The sequence below is a fragment of the Aeromonas genomosp. paramedia genome (assembly GCF_023093515.1).
GTDB lineage: Bacteria > Pseudomonadota > Gammaproteobacteria > Enterobacterales > Aeromonadaceae > Aeromonas.
Genome location: NZ_JAAROG010000020.1, coordinates 271,073 through 294,274 on the forward strand (window position 1 = coordinate 271,073; position 23,202 = coordinate 294,274).

Sequence of the window (23,202 nt, forward strand, 5' to 3'; positions counted from 1 at the left end):
GATGCCTATAACTCTATCTGGCCGTTGAACACGTGCTCGGCCGGGCCCGTCATATGCTCGGCGGGCCCGCTCACTGGCTTACAGCTCTATCTGACCATCAAAGACATGCTCGGCCGGGCCCGTCATGTAGACCGGCTGACCCGGCCCCTTCCAGGCGATGGTCAGCTTGCCCCCCGGCAGGGTAACGGTGACCCGCTCCCTGAGTTTGCCCTGGCTGATGCCGAGCACCACGGCCGCACAGGCGCCGGTGCCGCAGGCCAGGGTCTCCCCCACCCCGCGCTCGAACACCCGCAACTTGATCTCGCTGGCACTGACCATCTCCATGAAGCCGACGTTGACCCGCTCGGGGAAACGCTCGTGGCGCTCCATGATGGGGCCCAGGGTCTCCACCGGGGCATCGGCCACCGAGGGCACCTCGATGACGCAGTGGGGATTGCCCATGGAGACGGCACCGCACATCACAGTGTGATCCTGCGCCCGCAACAGGTAGGTCTTCTCCGCCTTCTGGGCGCGAAACGGGATCTTGCCCGGCTCGAACTGGGGCACCCCCATGTTGACCGTGACCTGGTTCTCACCCTCCAGCTGCAGGATGATGCGGCCTCGGGCCGTGCTGACCGCGATGCGATCCCGGTTGATCAGCCCCTTGAGGCGCACGAAACGGGCGAAACAGCGGGCACCGTTGCCGCACTGCTCCACCTCGCTGCCATCGGCATTGAAGATGCGGTAGTGGAAGTCGAGCTCGGGATCATAGGGCGGCTCCACCAGCAGCAGCTGATCGAAGCCGATGCCAAAGTGGCGATCCGCCAGCTTCTTGATGACGTCGTTGCTGAAAAACACCTTCTGGGTGACACCGTCCACCACCATGAAGTCGTTGCCCAGGCCATGCATCTTGGAAAATTCAATCAACATCTTTTTTCCCTGCGCCGTTCAGGCCGTAACGAAAGTCGCCAACCACCCTGAAGTCGTTGTCCAACCCCCCATGCATCCTGGAAAATTCAATCAACATCGCGCGTTCCTGTCTCACCGTTTATCACGCTCTCACCTGGAGGAACGCTGAAAATCCATATAGCTCAAGGCAGCAGGTGCTCGCCTCGCCAGAGGTCGGCGAGCTGCTCCCGCTCACGAATGAGATGGGCCTGGTCACCGTCCACCAGCACCTCGGCCGCACGGGGACGGGTGTTGTAGTTGGACGACATGGTAAAGCCGTAGGCCCCGGCGGAACGCACCGCCAGCAGGGAGCCCTCGGCAATCGCCAGGGTACGCTCCTTGCCGAGGAAGTCACCGGTTTCACACACGGGGCCGACCACGTCGTACAGCGCCTTCTCGTGGGTCGTACGGCTGTCCACCTCTATGATGTTCATCCAGGCGCCGTAGAGGGAGGGGCGCAGCAGATCGTTCATGCCGGCGTCGATCAGCGCGAAGTTGCGAGTCTCGCCGGGCTTGAGGAACTCGACCCGGGTCAACAGCACGCCGGCGTTGGCGACTATGGCACGGCCCGGCTCGAACAGCAGGGTCAGATCCCGGCCCGCCAGCTTCTGCTTGAGCGCCTCGGCGTACTCGGTCGGGTGCGGTGGCTGTTCGGCGCCATAGTTGACCCCCAGGCCCCCGCCCACGTCCAGGTGATGGATATGGATGCCTTCGGCCGCCAGCTCGTCGATCAGCTTCAGCAGTTTGTCCGCCGCCTCCATAAAGGGATTCAATTCAGTGAGTTGAGAGCCGATGTGGCAATCCACCCCCTTGATCTCGATGTGGGCCATGGCCGCCGCCTTGCGGTAGATGGCGGGCGCCTGCTCTATGGGGATGCCGAACTTGTTCTGCTTGAGGCCGGTGGAGATATAGGGATGGGTGCCGGCGTCTATGTCGGGATTGACCCGCACCGAGACGCGCGCCTTCTTGCCCATGCTGCCAGCGACCCGGTTCAGGCGCTCCAGCTCGGCTTCCGACTCCAGATTGAAGCAGAGGATCTCTTTCTCCAGCGCGAGGCGCATCTCGGCCTCGCTCTTGGCGACGCCGGAGAAGACCACCTTGGCCGGATCTCCCCCTGCCGCCAGCACCCTGGACAGCTCCCCGCCGGAGACGATGTCAAAACCCGAGCCCAGACGGGCAAGCAGGTTGAGCAGCGCCAGGTTGGAGTTGGCCTTGACCGCGTAGCAGATCAGATGGGGAATGTCCCCCGCCGCCTGATCGAAGGCGTGCCAGTGGCGCTCCAGGGTGGCGCGGGAGTAGACATACAGCGGGGTACCGTACTGGTCGGCGAGCTGTTGCAGGGGAAGCTGCTCGGCCTGAAGCTGGCCGTCGGCGTCGTAGTTAAAGTGATCCAAGGGGGCGGTTCCTTCCTAGATTATTGCGGCGCGGCCTCGGAGGCCGGTGTGGCGGTCGCAGGCGAGGCGGCTTGCGGTGTACTCTCTGTCTTGGGCTGTGCCGGTGCTTGCTCAGTGGCGGCAGGCTGTTCGGCCGGTGGCATATAGAGTGGCCCCGTCAGGCCGCAGGCAGCCAACCCGAACGACAGCGACGCGGCAAACAGGCACTTGGTGAACTGGGTAATCATAATGGTTCGCTGCGAAAAAATTTTTGGCCCTCTATAATCGCACTCACATTGTTAAAAGCAACAGGATAAACCGATGAAGGATCACGAGTATCACGCCCTGACCGACGCCTTTTTCCAGTATGTGGAAGACGTTATCGACGAGGGGTATCCGGATATCGACTGCGAGCGAGCAGGCGGTGTGCTGACCTTAAGCTTCGAGAACAAGACCAAGGTCATCATCAACAAGCAGGAGCCCCTGCACCAGATCTGGGTGGCCACCCGCGAGAACGGCTTCCACTTCGAGCTGCGCGGTGACAGCTGGATCGACAACCGCTTCGGCGACGAGCTCAAGGCCCTGCTGACCCGAGCCTGCACCACCCAGGCGGGCGAGCCCGTCCAGTTCCCATGATGACAGAGTCTCCCATGATGGATCTGCATCCCCAAGGCGCCCGTCATACGGTGATCTGGCTGCACGGGCTGGGGGATTCGGGCGCCGGGCTCGCCCCCCTGGTCGATGCCCTTGCGCTACCCGCCACCCTGCCGGTCCGTCACCTGCTGCCCGATGCACCTGAGCGGCCCATCACCATCAACATGGGCTACAAGATGCGCGGCTGGTACGACATCAAGAGCTTCGACGACCCGGCGGATCGCGCCGTGGAGTCCCATGTGCGCGAGTCCGCCGATCGTATCGCTGCCCTGCTGGATCGGCTGGTGGCCGAGGGCTTCGCCCCGGGCAACATAGTGCTGGCCGGCTTCTCCCAGGGGGGCGTCATCGCCTCCTTCACCGCCCTGCGCCATCCGGTGCCACTGGCGGGCCTGCTCTGCATGTCCACCTATCTGGCGGCCCCCGAGCAACTGGTCGAGGAGATGAGCGAGGCCGCCCGCGCCCTGCCCATCTGCTACATGCACGGCATCTATGACGACGTGGTGAGCCTCTCCATGGGCTGGGACGCCAAGAACCGGCTGGAGGCGGCGGGCCTCAGCCCCGAGTGGCACGAATACCCCATGCGCCACGAGATCTGCCGGCCCCAGCTCGCCGACATCCGTCGCTGGTTGCTGGCGCGCCTCGGCGCCTGATTTTCGGATCACGGATACGACAACGGCCTGCATCATGCAGGCCGTTTGTTTTCATCCCTTCCGGCGCTACACCGGCACATCATCCTACTTCCCTCACCCGACTTCCCGGGCCGCCCCCGGATTGTCCCGCTGCGGGCTCTGGCTGCGGTAGGGGATCACCTCCAGCTTGTCGCCCATCTGCACGATCTCGTAATACTGGGGCAGGTTGAAGTTGCTGAACTGGCCCGCATTGCTGAATCGCTCGTGGCCCGAGGTGTAGAAGCGGTTCACCCCCTGCACCAGTTCGTCCTTGTTGCCGGCGAAGTGCTGGTAGATCTCCACCCGGTTCGCCTCGTCAAGGATATAGATGTTGGTGCCCGCATCCCGGGTATCGAAGAAGAACTGCACCAGCCCTTCGCTGGCGTAGGCGTCGACTATGCCGGGCAGGTGCTGGCTGTGGGTCTTGTCGAGCCGCAACGGCAGGTGATCCAGCTTGTTGTGGGAGATGTGGCGGTAGAAGTCGATGGCGTTTTCCAGCTTCTTCACCGAGACCCCGCGCCGCTCGAAGAAGATGCCGTACTTCTCTTTCCCCAGCGCCAGCGTCTTGACCAGCTGCTGCTTGTCCCGGGCCAGACGCAGCTCGATGCACTCGGCCACCAGCTGCTGGAAGCGGGCGCGCACCAGGGAGCGGAAGTGCTGGCTGTAGCAGAACACCTCTATCTTCTCGGGGGCGGCGGCATCCTGGTGCATCTTGCCGAGTATGGTGGTGAGGGCATCCACCACCGCCTCCTCCCCCTGGAAGTGCAGGGTGCGGATCTCGCTCCAGGAGTTGCGATAGACGAGATCCACGGATCCCACCAGACACTCCTGGTTGCGGCCGAAGGAGAAGACGTCCGCGGCATTGGCGTCGAATTCGATCACCTGGCCCACCCAGTGGCTGGACGGATCCGTCTCCAGGTTCAGGAAGATGGAGAGCTGGTGGATCTCGCAGGGGCGGCTCAGGGCCAGGTTGGTGGCGCGAGGGTACTTGACCGGGAAGGTCCCCGAGAGATCGCGGCAGAACTGGTGCAGGTTGTCGATGTGCAGATCCGAGCCCTGATTGAACAGGTGCACCCTGGACTGGGGCGTCAGCAGGCCGTTGAAGTAGGCCCAGGCCACCAGCTTGCTGATGTAGCCGTTATATTCGAGCGGCGCCCGGCCTATGATGTCGGCGGGCTCGAGGGAATGCTTGTAGAGATACCAGCCGGCGCGATTCAGGCGGCCGTGGGGCACCTGTACCAGGCTGAGATCCGGCTCCCCGAGATCCGGCGCTATCTTGAGGTTGATCCGCTGCACCTTGCCCGGCAGGCTCTCGAAGGCGGCATAGAGCTTGCGCGACAGTATGCCGATGTCTTCCGGGTTGATGGACTCGCTGATGTTGTTGCGCCGGGCGAACTGGATGAGGTTGCGGTAGCTCTGCATCAGGGCCTCCAGCAACTCGGCGTAGGCCACCTTGACGTCCTCGACCTTCCACTCCTGGCGATGATCCAGGTGATGCAGCCGCTCCGGGCTCCAGCCCCAGTAGGCCACCAGCTGGGCCATCTGCTCCCGGCGCCAGTCCGGGGAGTGATCCTCCTTCGGATGGCTCAGACCGTCGCACACCTTGAGATAGAAGCAGCGGCGCACCAGATCCAGGCGCTGCATGTCGCCGATGGATTTCAGGTAGTTGGTCACCTTGTCCAGCATCAGGCAGTAGTTGTCGAGCCGGTAGTGCATCCCCTCGTTGTGCTGGAACCAGTCGCGGCTGGTCACCGACAGCAGCCGGGTGTTGGGGTACTCGTGGGAGTAGGCCTCCATCAGCACCGACTTGAGCACCGCCTTGTAGGGGGAATCTATGCCCTTGTAGAGCTGCCACAGGGCTGAGCCGAAATACTCCTCGGCCGGGATGCGGTCGAAGCCCCCGAGATCGAGCCAGTCATCCTGGCTCAACTTGCCGTGGGCGAACAGGCCGTTGACGTAGTCGTCGTAGTGATCGTCATATTCAGCCGGCACCAGATACCAGAGCAGCCGCTTGCCCGCGATGTGCATGGCACTGCGATAGAACTCGTCGAGCAGCAGCAGGTGCTGGGCGCTGCCGCAGCTCTCCCCCTGCATCTGGGCATCGTTGCGCTGGCGGAACTTGTCTTCGGGGATCAAAAAGAAGTTGAGATCGACCCCGCGCTGCTCGGCCCACAGGGAGAGGTGCTGGCACTTCTGCTCCAGCAGGGCGAGGCGTTCCTGGGACAAGCCGGCCACGTGACAGACCCAGATGTCGAGATCCGAGTGGCAGCACTGGCCGATGGAGGAGGTGCTGCCCATGGAGTAGAGGCCCTGGATCGACTTGTCGTGGGTGCTGAGGCCGCCCTGACAGTTGGCGTTCTGGCACAGATCCTGGATGAAGGCCTGCTGGGCCTCGTTGGCGACGAAACTCCAGATACCATGAGGCACGTCCCCTGCCACATAACCGGGCAGAAGGGGATGATTGAAGTGCAGCATGACAGGCAGCAGTTGGAAGACCTGCTGCCCATAGCGACTCATGAGATCCAACGCTCGTTGCGTCTTGAGACGATTCAGCTCGTCGTAGCGCGCCACCAGCGTGTCGAGTTTTACCAGCAATGCCCTACCTATGGGGAAGAGAAATGACGCACCAAAACGGGGAGACGTCAAAAAAGTGTGATCATGTTAACAATGCAAACAGCAGTGGTAAACAAGCCCGCACACAATCACCGGATTATTTCTGGCACGCCCCGTAACGGTATCAATGGAAAGCAATAAAAAATAATATTTTCAATTAGTTGCCATCATATAATGAGCGAATGAAAATTAATTTCAGCGACCCTTTTTGAGCTTGGCCCCGCTTTTGCCGGCTGCGCCATGAAAGCCCATGCAAAGGGTGGTAAGATCGTTTTCCTCACTAAAGATGAAACAACTGATTGATATGGCAGCCCGAACCCTGAGAATTGCCACTCGCAAGAGCCCACTGGCCCTGTGGCAGGCCAACTTTGTAAAAGATCGGCTGGAAGCCCTCTATCCCGATCTGCGAGTCGAACTGGTCCCCATGAGCACCCAGGGTGACAAGATCCTGGATACGCCGCTGGCCAAGGTCGGCGGCAAGGGGCTCTTCGTCAAGGAGCTGGAGACTGCCATGCTGGAAGGGCGGGCCGACATCGCCGTCCACTCCATGAAGGACGTGCCGGTGGAGTTCCCCGAGGGGCTAGGCCTGCACACCATCTGCGAGCGCGAAGACCCGCGCGATGCCTTTGTCTCCAACCGTTTCAAGCAGATAGACGAGCTGCCCCAGGGGGCCGTGGTCGGCACCTCCAGCCTGCGCCGCCAGTGCCAGCTGCGGGCCGCCCGCCCGGATCTGGTGATCCGCGACCTGCGTGGCAACGTCAACACCCGCCTCGCCAAGCTGGATGCCGGTGAATACGACGCCATCATACTCGCCGCCGCCGGCCTGAAACGGCTGGAGATGGCCCACCGCATCACCGCCTTCCTCGAGCCGGAGCAGAGCCTGCCCGCCAACGGCCAGGGAGCCGTCGGCATCGAATGCCGCCAGGACGATGTCGAGCTGCACGCCCTGCTGGCGCCGCTGGAACACGCCGAGACCCGCATCCGGGTGCTGACCGAGCGCGCCATGAACCGCGCCCTGCAAGGGGGTTGTCAGGTGCCTATCGGTGCCTATGCCCTGGTGCAGGGGGACGAAGTCTGGCTGCGCGGCCTGGTGGGCAGCCCGGATGGCACCCGGGTGATCCGGGACGAGATCCGCGGCCCGCTGGCGGACGGCGAGGCGCTGGGCCACGCCCTGGCCCAGCGTCTGCTGGCCGCCGGTGCCGACGCCATTCTGGCCGAGGTCTATCGCCCATGAGTGCGGTTCTGGCCTTGTCATGGTCACAACCGACGAGCGTGACCTGATGGTCCCGCTGGTGGTGCGCCCGGCCGCCCAGGCCACCCTGCTGGTGCAGTTGCTGCGCCAGCAGGGCCATGCACCACTGTGCTGCCCGCTGCTGGAAACCCGGCCGGGCAGTGAACTCCCCCGCCTGCCCGAACTGCTGCCCCAAACGGACATCATCATCGCCGTCAGCGTCCATGCCGTTAAATTTGCCCATCATTTTCTGTTGCAAACTGGTCTGACCTGGCCACATATTGACTACTTTGCGGTCGGTCAGGCGAGCGCGGATGCCTTCAGCGAGGTGGGTGTCCAGGCCCTCTGCCCGACCGATCCCCGCAGTGAAGGCCTGCTGGCCCTGCCGCCCCTGCAAGGGGTGAGCGGCAAGCGGGTGCTGATCCTGCGCGGCAACGACGGGCGGGATCTCATCGCCCGGACACTGGCCTCACGCGGCGCACTGGTGCACTATTGTGCCACCTACGAGCGCCACTACCCCGAGCTCGACGGGGACGCATTGACCCGCCACTGGCAGGCAGCCGGCCTCGACAGCCTGCTCATCACCAGTGGTGAACTCTTGCAGCGGTTGCTGGCCCTGGTGCCCGGCCCGCAGCGACCCTGGCTTTATGACCGCCTGCTGGTGGTGCCCAGTCCCCGGGTGGCCGAGATGGCCGAGGGAGCTGGTTTTACCCGTATCGTGATTGCCCAAGGTGCATCCAACCAGGCTCTGGTGGCCGCCCTGGAACTGAGGAAGATGGAATGACTGAACAGCAAGAAGTCCAGCCGAGTGCTGCGGCCCCCGGGGCCGACAACAACAAGCCCGAGCACAAGGCCGTCGGCAACAAGAAGGGCGGCGCCGGCGTCGTCCTCGGTGGCGTTGCCATCCTGCTGGCCCTGGGGCTGACCGGCGGCCTCTATCTGCACGGCCACCAGAATGCCGTCGCCCAGCAGGCCGAACTCGGCGCCCTCAAGCTGCAGCTGGCCGAGGCCATGGGCAAGCTGGATCAGAACAACAGCAAGGATGCCGAACAGTTCAGCGCCCTCGGCAAGAGCCAGCAACAGCAGCAGGAGGCCCTGGACGCCCTGCAGCACAAGGTGCTGGATCTCGACGACAAGCGCCCCAACGACTGGATGCTGGCCGAATCCGAATACCTGGTACGCATGGCGGGCCGCAAGCTGTGGCTGGAACACGACATCGTCTCCGCCATCACATTGCTCGGCAACGCCGACGAGCGGATCAAGGCGCTCAACGACCCCAGCCTGATGCCCATTCGCAAGGCGCTGGCGGAAGACATAGCCAAGCTCAAGGGGATGCCGCGGGTCGATCGCGAAGGCTTGACCCTGAAGCTGGCCGCGCTGTCGGACCAGATAGAGCTGCTGCCCCTCTCCACCGTGAGCATGCCACAAGCCAAGGCCGAGCCGGATCAGGCGGTCAGTGCCAATCCGGACGAGTGGGAGAGCAATCTCAAGAAGAACTGGGTCAAGTTCACCGAGAACTTCATCACCATACGCCGCCGCGACGGCGCGGTGGAGGCCCTGCTCTCACCGCAGCAGGAGATCTTCCTGCGGGAGAACCTCAAGACCAAGCTGTTGCAGGCCCAGCTCGCCGTCTATCGCGAGCAGCAGGCGCTCTATACCGACAGCCTGGAGAAGGCCCAACGCTGGCTGACCCAGTACTTCGATACCGACAACAGCGCGACCCAGTACATGCAGTCCGAGCTCGACAAGCTCAAAGACGAGCAGATCCAGTTTGACTACCCGGATCAGTTCAAGACCCAGGCCATGCTGGAACAGGTGCTGACCGAGCGCCTGCAACGCATCCTGGCCGGCAACTGAGGAGGAGACCATGATTCGTCTGATCGTCGTGGTGGCCGTGATGGTCGCGGGCCTGATCTTCGGCCCCGAAGCGTCCGGCAACAAGGGCTATGTGCTCATCTCGCTCGGCAACTACACGGTGGAGTCTTCGGTCACCAGCGCCGTGATCCTGGCGGTACTCTTCTACGGTGCCCTGCTCATCGTCGAGTGGGTGCTTGGCCGGGTCTTCGGCCTGCGCCGCAAGACCCAGGGCTGGTTCGGCTCGCGCCGTCGCCGCAAGGCGAACCTGCAAACGGTGAATGCCACCCTGGCCATGGCCGAGGGGCACTACAACCAGGCCGAGAAGCTGCTGATCAAGGGGGCCGACAACAGCGACACCCCGCTGCTCAACTACTTGAGTGCCGCCAAGGTGGCCCAGGCCCGGGGCGATGACGTGCGCCGGGATCACTACCTGCAAAAGGCGCAGGAGGAGAACCCCAAGGCCGAGCTGGCATTGACCCTGATCCAGACCCAGCTGCAGATAGAGCAGGGCCAGTACGACAGCGCCCTCGGCAGGCTCGAGTCCGTCTACGCCCTGCACCCGCGCCACCCCATGGTGCTGGATCAGCTACGCCAGGTCTATCTGGCCCGGGAAGACTGGGCGGCCCTCATCGATCTCGCCCCGGCCCTGCGCAAGGTGGGCAAGTTGACCGCCCAGCAGGAAGAGGCGCTGCTGCACCAGGCCTGGATTGGCCGTCTCGAGGCCGCCAGCGGCGCCCTCGAGACCCTGCGCCCGGTGTGGCAGGCGCTGCCCCGCAAGCTGCGTCAGGACCCCGCACTGCTGGCCAGCTACGGGGATCGTCTGCGCCGGCTCGGTGCCGACAGCGAGGCGGCCGACCTCTGGCTGGAGGCCCTGCGCAAGGATCCCTCCCCCGAGCTGTTCGCCCGCCTGCCCAAGCTCAGGCTGGATGACTATCAGCCCATGCTGACCCTGCTCAAGAAGATCCAGGATCAACCGGGCGCCGAGGCGGCACTGGCGCGAGTCTACCTGCTGGCCGGCCAGCTGGACGAGGCCCAGCACCTGCTGGAGCAGGAAGTGGCGAAGCGGCCGGATGCCGCCCTCTACCATGCCCTCGGACAGGTGATGGACAAGCGCCGTCTCACCAACAAGGCCAACGAGTACTATCGTCAGGCCCTGCAACTGGCCGACGTCTGACCTTCCCCGTCACGGGAGACAAAAAAAGAGGCCGCAATTGCGGCCTTTTTCTATTCCGGGTTTCTCCACGTTTCGCGATCGTTCGAATACGCTTCGCTATTCGAACCTACGAGAACGGCTGGATGTGGAGGCTTGATTGGCCATGTAGGTTCGATTAGCCGCGCAGCGGCGTAATCGGACGAGGTAACGTCGTTGCGGACATCGCCACATCATCGGACGAGCCACAACCTCGCCTCAGGCCGTCAGCCGCTCCAGCTCGCCGATAAGCCAGACGGCCTCCTGGCGGTGAGAGCCGCACACGTCCTGCATGGGCCGAAAGCTGCTGCACACCGCAGGACGCTCGGGCTGGCCGAAGATCTTGCAGCCCAGCCATTGATCGAGCTGAACACAGGGAACGCCGGCCGGCTTGCCCTCCGGCATGCCGGGGATGGCACTGCTGATACTGGGGGCTGTGCAGCAGGCACCGCAACCTTGACGACATTCCATATGATGCATTCCTGTGCATGGCGAAGCAGTCTATCAAAGGGCCCCGATTCCCCTTAGCCTTATCCGCCCTGTCCCGCCAAATAGTCCAGACCCGGACGCAGGGCAACAAAAAGCCCGACGGCAGCAGCGGTCGGGCTTTTCATCTTGCAGCAGGTTCAACCCACTCTCATCAGAGAATGATGTCGCGCACCACGATGTCCTTGCGGTCCAGGAAGTGGATCGACTTGATGCGGCGGCATGAGGGGACGGGACTTGCCGCCACAGCCATCTTCCCGCTTACAGGATGATGTCGCGCACCACGCTGTCTTTGCGGTCCAGGAAGTGAATCGACTTGATGCGGCGGATGGTGCGTGACTTGCCGCGGATCAGCAGGGTCTCGGTGGTCGCCATGACGCCGTTGCTGGTGATGCCTTCCAGCAGATCACCCTTGGTGATGCCGGTGGCCGAGAAGATGACGTTGTCATTCTTGGCCAGATCTTCCAGCTTGAGCACCTTGCTCACGTCGATGCCGAGCTCCTGGCAACGGGCAATCTCCTGCTCGCCCAGGGCACGCACCTCGGGGCTGTCCCCCTTGACCTGGTGACGGGGCACCAGGCGCGCCTGCATGTCGCCGTCCAGGGCGCGGATCACCGCCGCCGAGATCACCCCTTCCGGAGCGCCGCCGATGCCATAGAGCATGTCCACTTCGCTGTCCGGCAGACAGGTGAGGATGGAGGCGGCCACGTCCCCGTCGGGGATGGCGAACACCCGCACCCCCAGCCCCTGCATCTCCTTGATCGCCTTGTCATGACGCGGCTTGGCCAGGGTGATGACGGTCAGGCGGGAGAGGGGCTTGCCGAGCGCCTTGGCCACGGCCTTGAGGTTCAGCTCCAGGGCCTGATCGAGATCGATGGCGCCCTTGGCACCCGGACCCACGATCAGCTTCTCCATGTACATGTCGGGGGCCTTGAGGAAGGAGCCCTTGTCGCCCACGGCCAGCACGGCCAGGGCATTGGACTGCCCCATGGCGGTCATGCGGGTGCCCTCTATGGGGTCGACCGCGATGTCCACGGCGTCGCCCTGACCCGTGCCCACCTTCTCGCCGATGTAGAGCATGGGGGCTTCGTCGATCTCCCCCTCGCCTATCACAATCTCGCCATCGATCTGGATCTGATTGAGGATGTGACGCATGGCCGCAACGGCCGCGCCATCGGCGATATTCTTGTCACCACGTCCGAGCCACTTGTAGCCAGCCAGTGCAGCCGCTTCCGTCACTCGGGAAAATTCGATTGCCAGTTCACGTCTCATCGCATATCCAACCTTAGGAGCTCGAAAACGGGCGGCATTCTACCACAAGGGCAAACCTTTGCGCGCAAAAGTGGCGACCAGCCACATAAATCCCGGTTTTCATCCCGCTGACATGAAACCGCCACGGCTTGTTCACACCCCGGTCACCCCGCTGTCATCTGTCACTTCTAGCATGGCCCCGTCTTTTAAAACAGAAGCTTGCAACACAAGGGATCATGATGAAAAAGCTGACAGTAGTAGCACTGGCTCTCACCGCCGCCTTCCAGGCTCAAGCCGTCGAAGTCTATAAAAATGACTCCACTCTGCTCGATCTCTATGGCCGCATCTACGCCGGCCAGTTCTTCGGCGAGAAGAAGGAGCTGGATGCCAATGGCGACATCAAGAACGAATACAGCGACAAGCAGGGTGCCAACCAGTTCGTCCGCCTGGGCGCCAAGGTAGAGAGCGAGATCAACCCGGGTCTCAAGGCCCTGGCCCAGTACGAATTGCAGATCTACGTCAATGACAGCGAGAAGACCGTCAGCGAGAACTCCGACAACATGCGTACCCGCCTGGCCTTCGCCGGGGTGGGCGCCGACTGGGGCAATGTCACCTTCGGCCGCCAGAAGGGCGCCCCCGGCCTGCTGGCCGACTGGACCGACGTGTCCCTCTCCGACGGCTACGGCAACGACGCCCTGGGCGCCAAGACCGACACCTTCGCCACCAACCGTGCCGGCTCTGTTCTGAAATACTCTGGCCTGTTCAACGGCTTCCAGGTCGATACCAGCTACAAGTTCGACGGCGGTGACACCGAAGAGACCACCAGCAAGGACAGCGATGCCGCCTACGGTGCCGCCCTGGCCTACACCTTCCCGTTCAACCTGGCCCTGGGTACCGCCTACAACGTGGGTATCCGCGACAAGAGCGGTGAAGAGGATGCCAAGCTGTGGCTGCTCTCCGCCAAGTACGACAACAAGGCCGTCTATGCCGCCCTGAGCTACGCAGACGGCAGCGACTTCCTGGCCACCGGCAAGGATCACACCGGCTGGGAAGGGGCCCTGGGTTACAACTTCGAGAGCGGCTTCGGCCTGATGGCCCTGTGGAACAAGCAGAAGGTGGAGCAGAGCGGCAAGTCCGACTACGACTCCATCGACTACTACACCCTGGGTGCCCAGTACAAGTTCAACAAGAACCTGAGGGTCATCGGCGAGTACCGCATCAACAACCTGGACAGCAATGACAGCGGCAAGCTGAACACCAAGGATGACTTCCAGCTGGCGGCCCGTTACGACTTCTAACACCGGTCCCAGACAAAACGGCGCGCAGATCCCTCTGCGCGCCGTTTTTCATTCTCCCCTCCCGCTGGGGGGGGGCTGAGCCACAGAGGCTAGAGCTTCTTCTGCCAGAACAGGGCCCGGCCCACTTGCGGGTTCAGCTCATAACCCTCGAAACCGCTGGCCAGGTAGGCTGCCTGGGCCACCCTGTTGCCCTCCAGCACCTCCAGGGTCAGCTTGCAGCAGTCGAGCTCCCGGGCGAGCCGCTCCACCTGTGCCAGCAGCCGTTTGCCGAGGCCGCGCCCGCGATGATCCGGGTGCACCGCAAGGTCGTGGAGGTTGAGCAGGGGCCGGCAGGCGAAGGTCGAGAAGCCCTCGAAGCAAGTGGCCACCCCGGCCGGCTGCCCATCGACCCAGGCCAGCAACACATGGGCACCGCTTCTCGCCGCCAGGGCCTGCGCCAGATTGGCCTTCACCTCATCGGCGAGGGGGCTGCCCCCGCCCATCTCGTCTTTCGCGTATTCGTTGAGCAGATAGACCAGCACCTCGCCGTGCTGCCGGTTATGAAGGTCTGCCCTGATGATCTCTTCCATGTTCCGTTTCCTGTTTCCCTGGGGCGGCATCGGCGCCACCGAACCCGGATGGTAAACCAGCCCGTTGCCACAACCAAGACTCATCCGATCCGTCACATCAGGGCAATGAGCCTCAACTGACCGCAAAACTGGTCGTAGGTGTGGGCTTTTTGCATCTTTGCCTTGCCAGCCAAATGAAAATAAATATCATTAGCACCCTCCCGCATCGGGAGCATTTAAATAATTACTAATAAATCAATAAGTTCAGGCCAACAGGTCGATTAGAAGAGTCACACGCAGATGCATAACCCCAACCCCCCGCGCGCCCTGCTGGGCGTCGCATTGCTGTCCCTTTGCGCCAGCGCCCAGGCCGAAGACGAGACCCTCACTGTGGTCGGCAAACGCAGCCAGCACGAAGAGGTGGCCACCGCCACCCGCACCAGCACCCCGGCCAAGCTGGTGCCCCAGACCATAGAGAGCGTCTCCGCCAGCGAGCTGACCGCCTACGGCCAACCGACCCTGAGCGAGGCCCTGAGCGGCATCCCCGGGGTCAACGCCAGCGGCGACACCCGCTTCGACGGCGTCAACATCCGCGGCTTCAACGCCAGCAACGACTTCTACCTCGACGGTCTGCGGGACGACATGCAGTACACCCGCGACCTTGGCAACATAGAGCGGGTCGAGGTGCTCAAGGGGCCGGCCGCCGTGCTCTACGGCCGTGGCAGCACGGGGGGCATAGTCAACCGGGTCAGCAAGAAGCCGCAACGGGGCCAGGCCTCCAGCGTCACCGCCCGGGTCGGCAGCTTCGACAGCCAGCGCCTCGCCGCGGATCTCAATGCCGAGGCTGGCGAGCGGGTGCAGCTGCGCCTCAACCTGGCCCAGGAGGACAAGGAGAGTTTTCGCGACGGCGTGACCAGCAAGCGCACCCTGCTGGCCCCGTCCGCCAACTGGGAGATCACCGACAAGCTGAACTGGCTGGTGCAGTACGAGCGCAACGGCAGCGATCGCACCCCGGATCGCGGCATCCCCGGCGTCAACGGTCGCCCGGCCGACGTGCCCATCGAGAGCGTCTACAGCGACACCAGCCGCGACTTCATCGATGACGTGGCCCAGTCCACCCGCTCCCAGCTCACCTGGGATCTGAACGAGCAGTGGCAACTGCGCCAGCAGCTCGGCTACACCAGCCTCGACAGCCAGTTCGACAACACCTATGTCACCAGCGTCAAGGGCGACCAGGTGACCCGCGCCCGCTGGCAGCAGGATCTCAAGGCCAACAACCTGACCAGCAACACGGAAGCGGAAGGCCAGCTGCAGACCGGTCCCGTCGAGCATCGCCTGCTGGTGGGCCTGGAGCAGAGCTGGCAGGAGCGCACCCCCAAGCTCTATCAGAACGCCACCGCTATCCCCCCGGGCAACCTGTACGATCCGGGCTCACTGCCCAGCTACAACGGTGCCATGAAGCTCTCCAGCGACGCCAGACACAGGGTGCGTGGCTACGGCCTCTATGTGCAGGATCAGCTCAGCCTGGGGGACTGGCACCTGCTCGGCGGCCTGCGCCGGGACGCGTTCACCGTCACCAGCCGCCGCAACGACCTCGACAAGGAGGAGACCCTCTCGGTCACCAGCCTGAGCCCGCGTCTGGGCCTGGTGTGGAACCCCATCGAGGAGCACGCCTTCTACACCTCCTACAGCAAGACCTTCACCCCGGTCGGCGGTGAGCTGATCGGCATCACCCCGGGGGACAAGAACAACAACCTGGATCCCCAGCACACCCGGCTCTACGAGGGGGGCGTGAAGAGCGACTGGCTGGACGGCCGCCTGGCCACCACCCTCTCCATTTACCGGCTGGAGATGTACAACAAGCGCAGCAAGGATCCGCTGGATCCCACCAAGGTGATCCTCACCGGCCTGCAGCGCACCGACGGCATAGAGCTGAGCGCCCGCGCCCAGCTCACCGACGCCTTCTACCTGCACGGCGGCATCGCCATCCAGGATGCGGAGCAGGTCAAGGCGGATGCGGATCTGCAGGGCAAGCGGCCGATGAACGTCTCCCGCGAGAACGGCCAGCTGTTCGCCGGCTACCAGAGCGGCAAGCAGGGCTGGTATGGGGAAACCGGGGTGACGGCGGTGGGGGATCGCTTCGCCGACAACGCCAACACCACAGTGCTGCCGGGCTACGCCCGCTATGACGCCCGCGCCGGCTACCGCTGGCAGCACTGGGATGCCCAGCTCAGCGTGGAGAACCTGACCGACCACGACTACTTCGTCAGCGCCACCAGCGCGGCCCAGATCATGCCGGGCAGCCCCCGTCAGCTGAATCTCACCGCCGCCTACCGCTTCTGATCCTCCTGCCCACAGCCAAACTGGCCAGCCTCTGCTGGCCAGTTTTTTATGACGCGCCACCATGATGAAACCCAAGAGACTCCCCCTTCACAACAACAAGTGGGTGCGCCGCATCCACGCCTGGGCGGGCTTTGCCACCCTCACCCTGATGCTGCTCTACGGCCTGACCGGCCTCTGGCTCCAGCACAGGGCCGTGCTGCCCCTGCCCGGCCCCCACACCGAAAAGTCGAGCGAGGAGATAACGCTAACCACGCCGCTGGCGAGCCCTGACGCACTGAAAGCCCTGCTGCAACAGCGTTACCCCGAGGGCTTGGAGGAGGGGCGGATCACCATCACCCCGGCCCGGACCCTGCCCACCCCCACAGGCCACCTCACCCTGCCGGCGCGCTGGGAGCTGCGCGGCGTCACCCTCCGCCAGAGCCTGGCCGCCAGTTATGTGGAGGGTACCCTGCTGGTGCAGATCGAGCTGCAGCGGGCCAACGTCGCCGCCAGCCTCAACCGGCTGCATCGCGGCATGGGCACTGGCCTGGCCTGGCAACTGGTCGGCGATCTCGCGGCCCTCTCCATGCTGCTGCTGGCCCTCACCAGTTTGCTGATGTGGAACAAGCTGCACGGCCCGGCCGGCCGCGGCATCGCCCTGCTGCTGACGGGCGCCGTCGCGACAGTGCTGGTCGCCCTGCTCTAGGGCTTTTACCGACACCAAAACGAGATCCGCCTCCCACCCGGGGTAACCCTGCCCATCCCCCGGGTAACAAAGGGTAACCGGCCACCGATGGGGGTCACAGTTGACGACCCCCCGGCTGGAAGAGGCATGTGCCCGGCTGCTAGGGTGCCGGGTTTCAGCCGTCGGAAACCATCATGCGCATCTCCAGCATCGAGTGCGGGCGAGTCCTGGCCATCCTGGCCGTGATGACCATTCACCTCTCCCCCTTCAGCAATCCGTTCGATCCCACCCTCTGGGACGGCACCCCCTACCTCTGGCTCGGGGCCATCATCAACCAGCTGTGCCGCTTCGCGGTGCCGCTCTTCTTCCTCTGCGCCGGCTGCTTCCTGCAACCCGCCCTCGCCGCAGGCAAGCCGATGGCGGTGGCGCTGCGCTACTGCCGCCCCCTGCTGGGGCTCTGGCTGGCCTGGAGCCTGCTCTATCTGCTGGTGCCCTTCAACCCGGTCGCGGCCATGACGGAAGGCTATCTGACCAGCATGGCGGGCCAGTGGCAGATGCAGCTGGGGGATCCTCTCAACGCCTGGTGGGTGGGTGGCATGATCCACCTCTGGTTCCTGCCCGCCCTGATGCTGGCCGTCCTGCTGCTGGCCCTCTGCTGGCGGGTCAGGCTGCCCCGACTGGCTCTGGTGGCGGGCGCCCTGCTCTACGGGCTGGCCCTGATCGGCGGCTCCTATGGTCCGCAGCTAGGGGGCGAGTGGGCCCTGCTGACCCGCAACGGCCCCTTCTTCTCCCTGCTGTTCGTGGCGCTTGGCGCCGAGCTGCGCCTGCGTGGCTGGCAACCGGATGCTAGGCGCAGCGCCCTGCTGATGGTGGCGGGGATGGGTCTCTATGCCCTGGAGGCCGCGGGCCTGCTGCGTTTCGCCGCAGTGCCCCTCAACCGTCACGACTTTCTGCTGGGCTCCCTGCCCTGGGCGCTCGGCCTGTTCGGCCTGCTGCTGGCCAACCCAAACTGGGGCAGAGGCAGTTGGCTGGAGCGCCAGGCTCCCAAAGTGCTGGGTCTCTACTGCCTGCACATGATGCTGGTGGTCTGGCTGATGGTGTTCGGCCCGCAAGGCAAGCTGCTGTGGTGGGAGCTGGTGAAGGTGCCGGTGCTGCTGGTGCTCTCCCTGCTCGCCTGCCGACTGCTGGCGACAAACCGGATCAGCGGCTGGCTGCTGCGGGCCCGCTGAGGCCGCTCTGGCCAGCGAGCCTGCATGAGCCAAGGGATACGAGCAGCGGGTGGGTGCCAGCGCGGTGCACGACAGGGTATTTGACGTCAACGACTCCCAGAGCCGTCTCGCCTTCGGCACCCCATAAACCGGTCCGAAGAGCGGGCTCAGAACCTCAGGGTCAAGCCGATATTGGCCTGCCACTGGGTGAGCAGATCCCCCCGCACCCGGAAGGCGCACACCTCGGGGTTGCAGAGAAACGCGCTGTCGTCATTGAGCAGGGAGCCGTAGCCGCGCACCTCGGCCCGCAGCGCCAGATGTTGCCCCAGGCGCGGCTGCACCCCGAGCGCCAGGGACATGGAGGGGGCCGTCTCGCTGTCATAGGCATCGAAGCGGGTCACCCCTATCCCGGCGCCGAGATAGGGTGCCATCAGGTTGTCCGAGAGGGTCAGGGCCCCGGCGAAGTGCAGGGTATCCACCGTCAGCCTGTCCGGCTGATCCGGGGAGATGGGGGTGGACTGATGGCTGTAGAGCAGCTCCACCATACCCGGATCATCCACCTCCCGGCTGATGAAGAGGCCCCAGTTGCCCGAGCTCTCCCCTTGCAGTGAGTCGATGCCGGTCGAGTGCGGCGTGGGAGCGGGCTCATCCATGGCCTCGAAGTCGATGGACGAGCTGTAACCCAGGAAAGGGGTCAGCTGCCAGCCCGAGGTGGCGGGCTCGGCCGCCCAGCCCGTCAGCGGCAAGCACAGTCCCAGCATCATCATCGCTCGCGTCACGCTCTTCTCCCGGTTGCATGGATTGCGTCAAAAGCATATCAGAGCCCGCTCCATCCGACCCTTGACGGGGGCTGTATCGCCCCGTTTTGGCGGCCCGCCCCCGTTCCCCGCCCTCTCTTTTCATCAAAGCTTGCGCCGGCTCACATTATTCATCTGGGATTAACCTCTGCCACGTAAGCTGTCGGCGCCACAGAGGTGGCGTTAACAGGACGAGGATCTCAGGAATGGTTGCCGCGCAACTCAACGACCCACAAAGCACGCTCTCCGATACCCTGCGGGCCACCGCCCACGCCATCGAGGAGAGCCACATCAGCCTGCGCCAGATGCTGGCTCTGGTGGGGGAGCAGGGCATGTTGCTGTTTTGCGTGCTGCTCACCGTTCCCTTCCTGCTGCCGGTCTCCATCCCCGGCGTCAGCACGCCGTTTGGGCTCCTGATCCTCTTCATCGGCGTCGGCATCACCCTCAACCGGGTGCCCTGGCTGCCCGCCGTCCTGATGGAGCGGCGCTTCGCCGCCGAGCACATCAAACCGGCCCTGCACAAGGGGGCGGATCTGCTGGCCCGCATCGACCGCCTCATCCGGCCGCGCCTGCTGATCCTGACCGGCAGTTACGCCATCAACCGCTGCAACGGCCTGCTGATCATGCTGGCGGCCCTGCTGCTGATGCTGCCGCTCGGCGCCATTCCCTTCACCAACGCCATGCCCGCCTGGGCCATCTTGCTGCTGGCCATCGGCATGTTGCAACGGGACGGTCTCTTCGTCGCCCTCGGCTACGCCCTGGTGAGCGCCACCCTGGTCTGGTTCAGCGTGCTGGCCATAGGCCTGCTGATGGCGGGCCAGAACATCTCGACGCTGTTTGGCTGAGACGAGCGCAGATGCAGACAAACGAAGGAGGGCGACACAGGGTCGTCCTCCTTCGTTGCAAGCCCGGGTGCTTTTCAGGGATCCCCGTCGTGGGCCACCTGGTTGCGCCCGCCCCGCTTGGCCCGATAGAGCCACTCGTCCGCCCGGGCCAGCACGGCGCTGAGTTCCTCCCCCGGCCGGATCAAGGTGGTGCCCAGACTCACGGTGACGGGGGCCGGATCCGGCGCCATGGCCGCCACAGCGGCGCGGATCCGCTCCGCCACCTTCAGCAATATCCCCTCGTCTATCTGCGGCAGCAGGATCAGAAACTCCTCGCCGCCGCTGCGCACGAACAGATCCTCCCCCCGCAGCTGGGCGGACACGCACTCGCAGACCCGGCACAGCACCCTGTCCCCGGCCTGGTGACCGTAACGGTCGTTGATCTGCTTGAAGTGATCGAGATCCAGCATGATGAGGCCGGTGAGCGGCTGGCCCTGCACCCTCTGGTGGTATTGATCGAAGAAGAAGTGGCGATTGTAGAGGCCGGTCAGCTGATCCGTCTCCCCGAGCCGCTTGAGCCGCCGTTGCAGCTCGTGCTGGCGGGTGATGTTGCGGGTCATCCAGGCCACGGCCCGCTTGCCGTCGTAGAGGGAGGGCAGCGGCGCTATCTTGCCCTCGAAGCGCTGCATCCCCTGGGGCCCTGCCTCGGCATCTATGCCCTCCACCTCGGCGGGAGAGAGATCGTACTCCACCACCTGCACCTGGCCGCCGGCCAGGGCACGCGCCACCTGCTCCATCACCCAGAACGCCTTGTCTGCCGGCAGCACGTCGAACAACCGCTTGCCGATCAGGGGGTTGCCATCCTGATATGACTGCTGCTCCACCCCGCCTATGTACTCGATGTAATGACCATCTTCACTGAGGATGAAAACGGGGTCGGGCAACTGGGTCATCACTTCATAGAGTTGTGCCACTGAGAGAGCCATCTGTGCTCCTTTTAATCTGCGGGGAGGGCCCTGAGCTATCTGTCATAGACGCCCCGATCAGTATCGCATACGCCCAGAATGTCGTGGCTGCGCCGCAGGTGTGGTAGTGAACGGCTATTCCCCCGGACCCGCCATCGGTACCCGCAGAGGGGTATATGGCACCACTCGGCCCATGACAGGCGCTCGCGGCGAGCGCGCTGGCGCCTTGAAACGAAAACGCCATCGAGAGGGGCTCGATGGCGTTTTCGGTGGCCGGGATGAGGGGATCAGCGGCTGGCGGAGCGGCTCCCGCTCCAGAGCAGCTCGCCGCTCTTGAGATCCATCAGGCTCATGGCGAGGCGGTAGCGGCTCCCCTCGGAGAGAAGATCCCCGTAGAGCATGTAACCGGCCCCGGTCTGGCGACCCAGACGCACCAGGGAGGCGGGATTCATGCCCCCCTGCTGGTACTCGAGCTGGCCCGTGATGGCCGCCACCTGGCCGGGATCCGCGAAGCGAAAGCCGCTGTTTGCCTGAATGCGCTGGCTCATGGCCACCGCCATGGGCTGGGTACTGAAGGGCTCCCCTGTGCCGTTCTGGGGCGCCATCAGCAGCAGCACAGGGCTGCCATCCTGGCTCAGCGCCTGCACCTCGGGGGCCTTCAGAAAGGCATCCGCCATGGCGAGCGCCAAGCCGGTCGGGGCCACGGGTGCGGGCGCAGGCACCGGCTCTGCCTTGTCAGGCTCGACCACAGGTTGCTCTGGCTGGCTCACCGGCTTGTCCGGCTCGCCGACCGGCGCAGGCGTCCCCCCATAGGGATTGACCGCACAGCCGCCCAGCAAGAGGGCACCCACCATCAACAAGGAACGCAGCTTCATCTTTTCTCTCCACCGGAAGTGCGCAAGGCGCACTTCGTCAATCATCCATTTTGACGGAGCCCGGCTCCGCCTCCCCTCCATGCTAGAGACAAACCGGCCCCGGGTCGATGCGCATATGGGACGGGGGCGACAAAGGCTGGCGAACCGGGGCGTACAAAAAGGTGGCAAGGGGTCGTCCGGTTCCGTTAGGGTAACCTGAGCCCAGATCCCAGAGGAGCACCCCATGCACGGACCCGACCCCGCCAATCCCCACCCCATGGAGGGCTTCCCCCAGGTGTGCTTTATCAAGAACACCATCAAGGGGCCCAATATCGAGGTGGGTGACTACAGCTACTACGACGACCCGGAGGATTCCGCAGGCTTTGAGCGCAACGTCCTCTACCACTTCCCCTTCGTCGGCGACAAGCTGATCATCGGCAAGTTCTGCGCCATCGCCCGCGGGGTCAAGTTCATCATGAACGGTGCCAACCACCAGAGCGCCGGCTTCTCCACCTACCCCTTCTTCATCTTCGGCAACGGCTGGGAGAGCGCCGCCCCCGCCCCGGGCAGCCTCCCCTACAAGGGAGATACCGTCATCGGTAACGACGTCTGGATTGGCTATGAGGCCCTGATCATGCCGGGCGTCAGGGTCGGCAACGGCGCCATCATCGCCGCCCGCTCCGTGGTCACCGGCGACGTGCCCGACTACGCCATCGTCGGCGGCAACCCCGCCAAGCTGATCCGCTACCGCTTCGACGACGACACCATAGCGCGCCTCAACGCCCTCGCCTGGTGGGACTGGCCGGTGGAGCGGATCAGCCGGAATTTGAAATTGATAGGCGGCGGGGAGATAGCCGAGCTGGAAGCGGCAACCCGATAGAGACAACCACCATCAAGCAGGAAGCACTATGCAATTGACCACACCCCAACCCCCTCAGGACGATGAGATCGAAGCGCTGCGTATTGGCCTCTCAGGCTACAACCTGGATCACGCAGGCACCCACCTGCGCGAGCGGATCGCCAGCTTTATCAAGGATGAAGAGGGCAAGGTCCACGGCGGCATCATCGCCGACATCAAGTGGGGCTGGCTGCATGTCGACTGGCTCTGGATCGACGAAAGCATCCGCCGCGACGGTTGGGGCGGCCGCCTGCTCGGCGCCATGGAGCAGTACGCCCAAAGCAAGGGCATCACCAATTACCATCTGGAAACCACCAGCTTCCAGGCCCTCCCCTTCTACCAGAAACAGGGCTACGAGGTATTTGGCCAGCTGCCCGATATGCCGCCGGGGCATATCAGTTATTTCCTGAGGAAGATGATGCAATGAGCCGCCATAAAACACCCAATAATGCAGACTTGTCACCTAGAAATTGGTGGGCATCAAAACCTATGGCTCGAATGCGGAGCTCTGAAAACCCTCAGTATAAAAACGGGATTCTGTGATATATCATTAT

Annotated in this window: 23 protein-coding genes; 13 read left to right on the forward strand and 10 right to left on the reverse strand. The window is 63.9% G+C overall.

Annotation, left to right across the window (positions count from 1 at the left end; all coding sequences use genetic code 11):
• Nucleotides 1–78: 78 nt before the first annotated feature.
• The 3 genes from dapF to lptM all read right to left on the reverse strand — a co-directional run bounded on the left by dapF (nt 79) and on the right by lptM (nt 2,548).
• Nucleotides 79–909, reverse strand: a complete 831-nt coding sequence (gene dapF, locus HB860_RS16850) for a diaminopimelate epimerase (RefSeq protein WP_282101245.1) — start codon at nt 907–909, stop codon at nt 79–81.
• A 161-nt stretch (nt 910–1,070) separates the two neighbouring features.
• Nucleotides 1,071–2,321 (reverse strand): diaminopimelate decarboxylase, encoded by a 1,251-nt coding sequence (gene lysA, locus HB860_RS16855; RefSeq protein ID WP_042649014.1) that lies wholly within the window; start codon nt 2,319–2,321, stop codon nt 1,071–1,073.
• A 20-nt stretch (nt 2,322–2,341) separates the two neighbouring features.
• Entirely contained in the window at nt 2,342–2,548 is a 207-nt protein-coding gene (gene lptM, locus HB860_RS16860; RefSeq protein ID WP_139746205.1) for an LPS translocon maturation chaperone LptM, read from the reverse strand.
• 73 nt (nt 2,549–2,621) lie between these two features.
• On the opposite strand from lptM, the gene cyaY reads away from it, so the two are divergent.
• Together cyaY and HB860_RS16870 are read left to right on the forward strand one after the other, a co-directional pair.
• Nucleotides 2,622–2,936 carry an iron donor protein CyaY gene (gene cyaY, locus HB860_RS16865; protein WP_106885146.1) on the forward strand — a complete coding sequence of 105 codons (315 nt, stop codon included), beginning with the start codon at nt 2,622–2,624 and terminating at the stop codon, nt 2,934–2,936.
• Between the two features lie 14 nt (nt 2,937–2,950).
• The gene (locus HB860_RS16870; protein ID WP_247627366.1) at nt 2,951–3,604 is read left to right on the forward strand and encodes an alpha/beta hydrolase; all 654 of its coding nucleotides are present in this window, start codon (nt 2,951–2,953) and stop codon (nt 3,602–3,604) included.
• 93 nt (nt 3,605–3,697) lie between these two features.
• On the opposite strand, the gene HB860_RS16875 is transcribed toward HB860_RS16870, so the two are convergent.
• Nucleotides 3,698–6,217 carry a class I adenylate cyclase gene (locus HB860_RS16875; protein WP_139435501.1) on the reverse strand — a complete coding sequence of 840 codons (2,520 nt, stop codon included), beginning with the start codon at nt 6,215–6,217 and terminating at the stop codon, nt 3,698–3,700.
• A gap of 322 nt (nt 6,218–6,539) precedes the next feature.
• On the opposite strand from HB860_RS16875, the gene hemC reads away from it, so the two are divergent.
• Genes hemC through HB860_RS16895 form a run of 4 tightly spaced genes read left to right on the forward strand, consistent with a single transcriptional unit; the run spans nt 6,540 to nt 10,497 of the window.
• Nucleotides 6,540–7,469 (forward strand): hydroxymethylbilane synthase, encoded by a 930-nt coding sequence (gene hemC, locus HB860_RS16880; protein ID WP_247627367.1) that lies wholly within the window; start codon nt 6,540–6,542, stop codon nt 7,467–7,469.
• A gap of 46 nt (nt 7,470–7,515) precedes the next feature.
• Nucleotides 7,516–8,250, forward strand: coding sequence for a uroporphyrinogen-III synthase (locus HB860_RS16885; protein WP_247627446.1), 735 nt, complete (start codon nt 7,516–7,518; stop codon nt 8,248–8,250).
• Nucleotides 8,247–9,323, forward strand: coding sequence for a uroporphyrinogen-III C-methyltransferase (locus HB860_RS16890; RefSeq protein WP_247627368.1), 1,077 nt, complete (start codon nt 8,247–8,249; stop codon nt 9,321–9,323). Before HB860_RS16885 ends, HB860_RS16890 begins: the two co-directional genes overlap by 4 nt.
• Before the next feature lie 10 nt (nt 9,324–9,333).
• Entirely contained in the window at nt 9,334–10,497 is a 1,164-nt protein-coding gene (locus HB860_RS16895; RefSeq protein ID WP_139435507.1) for a heme biosynthesis HemY N-terminal domain-containing protein, read from the forward strand.
• Between the two features lie 234 nt (nt 10,498–10,731).
• Here HB860_RS16895 and HB860_RS16900 read toward each other — a convergent pair whose 3' ends face one another.
• A complete protein-coding gene (locus tag HB860_RS16900) occupies nt 10,732–10,983 on the reverse strand; it encodes a YkgJ family cysteine cluster protein (protein WP_247627369.1) in 252 nt (83 codons plus the stop codon).
• 276 nt (nt 10,984–11,259) lie between these two features.
• The gene (gene glpX, locus HB860_RS16905) at nt 11,260–12,270 is read right to left on the reverse strand and encodes a class II fructose-bisphosphatase (protein WP_041206766.1); all 1,011 of its coding nucleotides are present in this window, start codon (nt 12,268–12,270) and stop codon (nt 11,260–11,262) included.
• Between the two features lie 218 nt (nt 12,271–12,488).
• Here glpX and HB860_RS16910 point away from each other — a divergent pair, with 218 nt between their 5' ends.
• Nucleotides 12,489–13,547 (forward strand): porin, encoded by a 1,059-nt coding sequence (locus HB860_RS16910; protein ID WP_139435509.1) that lies wholly within the window; start codon nt 12,489–12,491, stop codon nt 13,545–13,547.
• An 89-nt stretch (nt 13,548–13,636) separates the two neighbouring features.
• On the opposite strand, the gene HB860_RS16915 is transcribed toward HB860_RS16910, so the two are convergent.
• The gene (locus HB860_RS16915) at nt 13,637–14,116 is read right to left on the reverse strand and encodes a GNAT family N-acetyltransferase (RefSeq protein WP_247627370.1); all 480 of its coding nucleotides are present in this window, start codon (nt 14,114–14,116) and stop codon (nt 13,637–13,639) included.
• A gap of 279 nt (nt 14,117–14,395) precedes the next feature.
• On the opposite strand from HB860_RS16915, the gene HB860_RS16920 reads away from it, so the two are divergent.
• The 3 genes from HB860_RS16920 to HB860_RS16930 all read left to right on the forward strand — a co-directional run bounded on the left by HB860_RS16920 (nt 14,396) and on the right by HB860_RS16930 (nt 18,331).
• Nucleotides 14,396–16,438 (forward strand): TonB-dependent receptor, encoded by a 2,043-nt coding sequence (locus HB860_RS16920; protein WP_247627371.1) that lies wholly within the window; start codon nt 14,396–14,398, stop codon nt 16,436–16,438.
• Nucleotides 16,439–16,502: 64 nt separating this feature from the next.
• Nucleotides 16,503–17,123: a PepSY-associated TM helix domain-containing protein gene (locus HB860_RS16925; RefSeq protein WP_247627447.1), complete on the forward strand. Its 621-nt coding sequence runs from the start codon at nt 16,503–16,505 to the stop codon at nt 17,121–17,123.
• Between the two features lie 173 nt (nt 17,124–17,296).
• Nucleotides 17,297–18,331 carry an acyltransferase family protein gene (locus HB860_RS16930; RefSeq protein ID WP_247627372.1) on the forward strand — a complete coding sequence of 345 codons (1,035 nt, stop codon included), beginning with the start codon at nt 17,297–17,299 and terminating at the stop codon, nt 18,329–18,331.
• A gap of 146 nt (nt 18,332–18,477) precedes the next feature.
• Here the strand turns inward: HB860_RS16930 and HB860_RS16935 are convergent, their stop codons facing one another.
• Nucleotides 18,478–19,074, reverse strand: coding sequence for an outer membrane beta-barrel protein (locus tag HB860_RS16935; RefSeq protein WP_282101259.1), 597 nt, complete (start codon nt 19,072–19,074; stop codon nt 18,478–18,480).
• A 239-nt stretch (nt 19,075–19,313) separates the two neighbouring features.
• Here HB860_RS16935 and HB860_RS16940 point away from each other — a divergent pair, with 239 nt between their 5' ends.
• Nucleotides 19,314–19,952, forward strand: coding sequence for an exopolysaccharide biosynthesis protein (locus HB860_RS16940; RefSeq protein ID WP_202047730.1), 639 nt, complete (start codon nt 19,314–19,316; stop codon nt 19,950–19,952).
• Between the two features lie 74 nt (nt 19,953–20,026).
• Here the strand turns inward: HB860_RS16940 and HB860_RS16945 are convergent, their stop codons facing one another.
• Both HB860_RS16945 and HB860_RS16950 read right to left on the reverse strand, forming a co-directional pair.
• Nucleotides 20,027–20,917, reverse strand: coding sequence for a sensor domain-containing diguanylate cyclase (locus HB860_RS16945; RefSeq protein WP_139439198.1), 891 nt, complete (start codon nt 20,915–20,917; stop codon nt 20,027–20,029).
• 266 nt (nt 20,918–21,183) lie between these two features.
• Nucleotides 21,184–21,771, reverse strand: coding sequence for a penicillin-binding protein activator LpoB (locus tag HB860_RS16950; RefSeq protein WP_247627374.1), 588 nt, complete (start codon nt 21,769–21,771; stop codon nt 21,184–21,186).
• A 223-nt stretch (nt 21,772–21,994) separates the two neighbouring features.
• Between HB860_RS16950 and HB860_RS16955 the strand changes: the two genes are divergently transcribed.
• Both HB860_RS16955 and HB860_RS16960 read left to right on the forward strand, forming a co-directional pair.
• Nucleotides 21,995–22,630, forward strand: coding sequence for a Vat family streptogramin A O-acetyltransferase (locus tag HB860_RS16955; protein ID WP_247627375.1), 636 nt, complete (start codon nt 21,995–21,997; stop codon nt 22,628–22,630).
• 28 nt (nt 22,631–22,658) lie between these two features.
• Nucleotides 22,659–23,075 carry a GNAT family N-acetyltransferase gene (locus tag HB860_RS16960; RefSeq protein ID WP_247627376.1) on the forward strand — a complete coding sequence of 139 codons (417 nt, stop codon included), beginning with the start codon at nt 22,659–22,661 and terminating at the stop codon, nt 23,073–23,075.
• Nucleotides 23,076–23,202 lie beyond the last annotated feature (127 nt).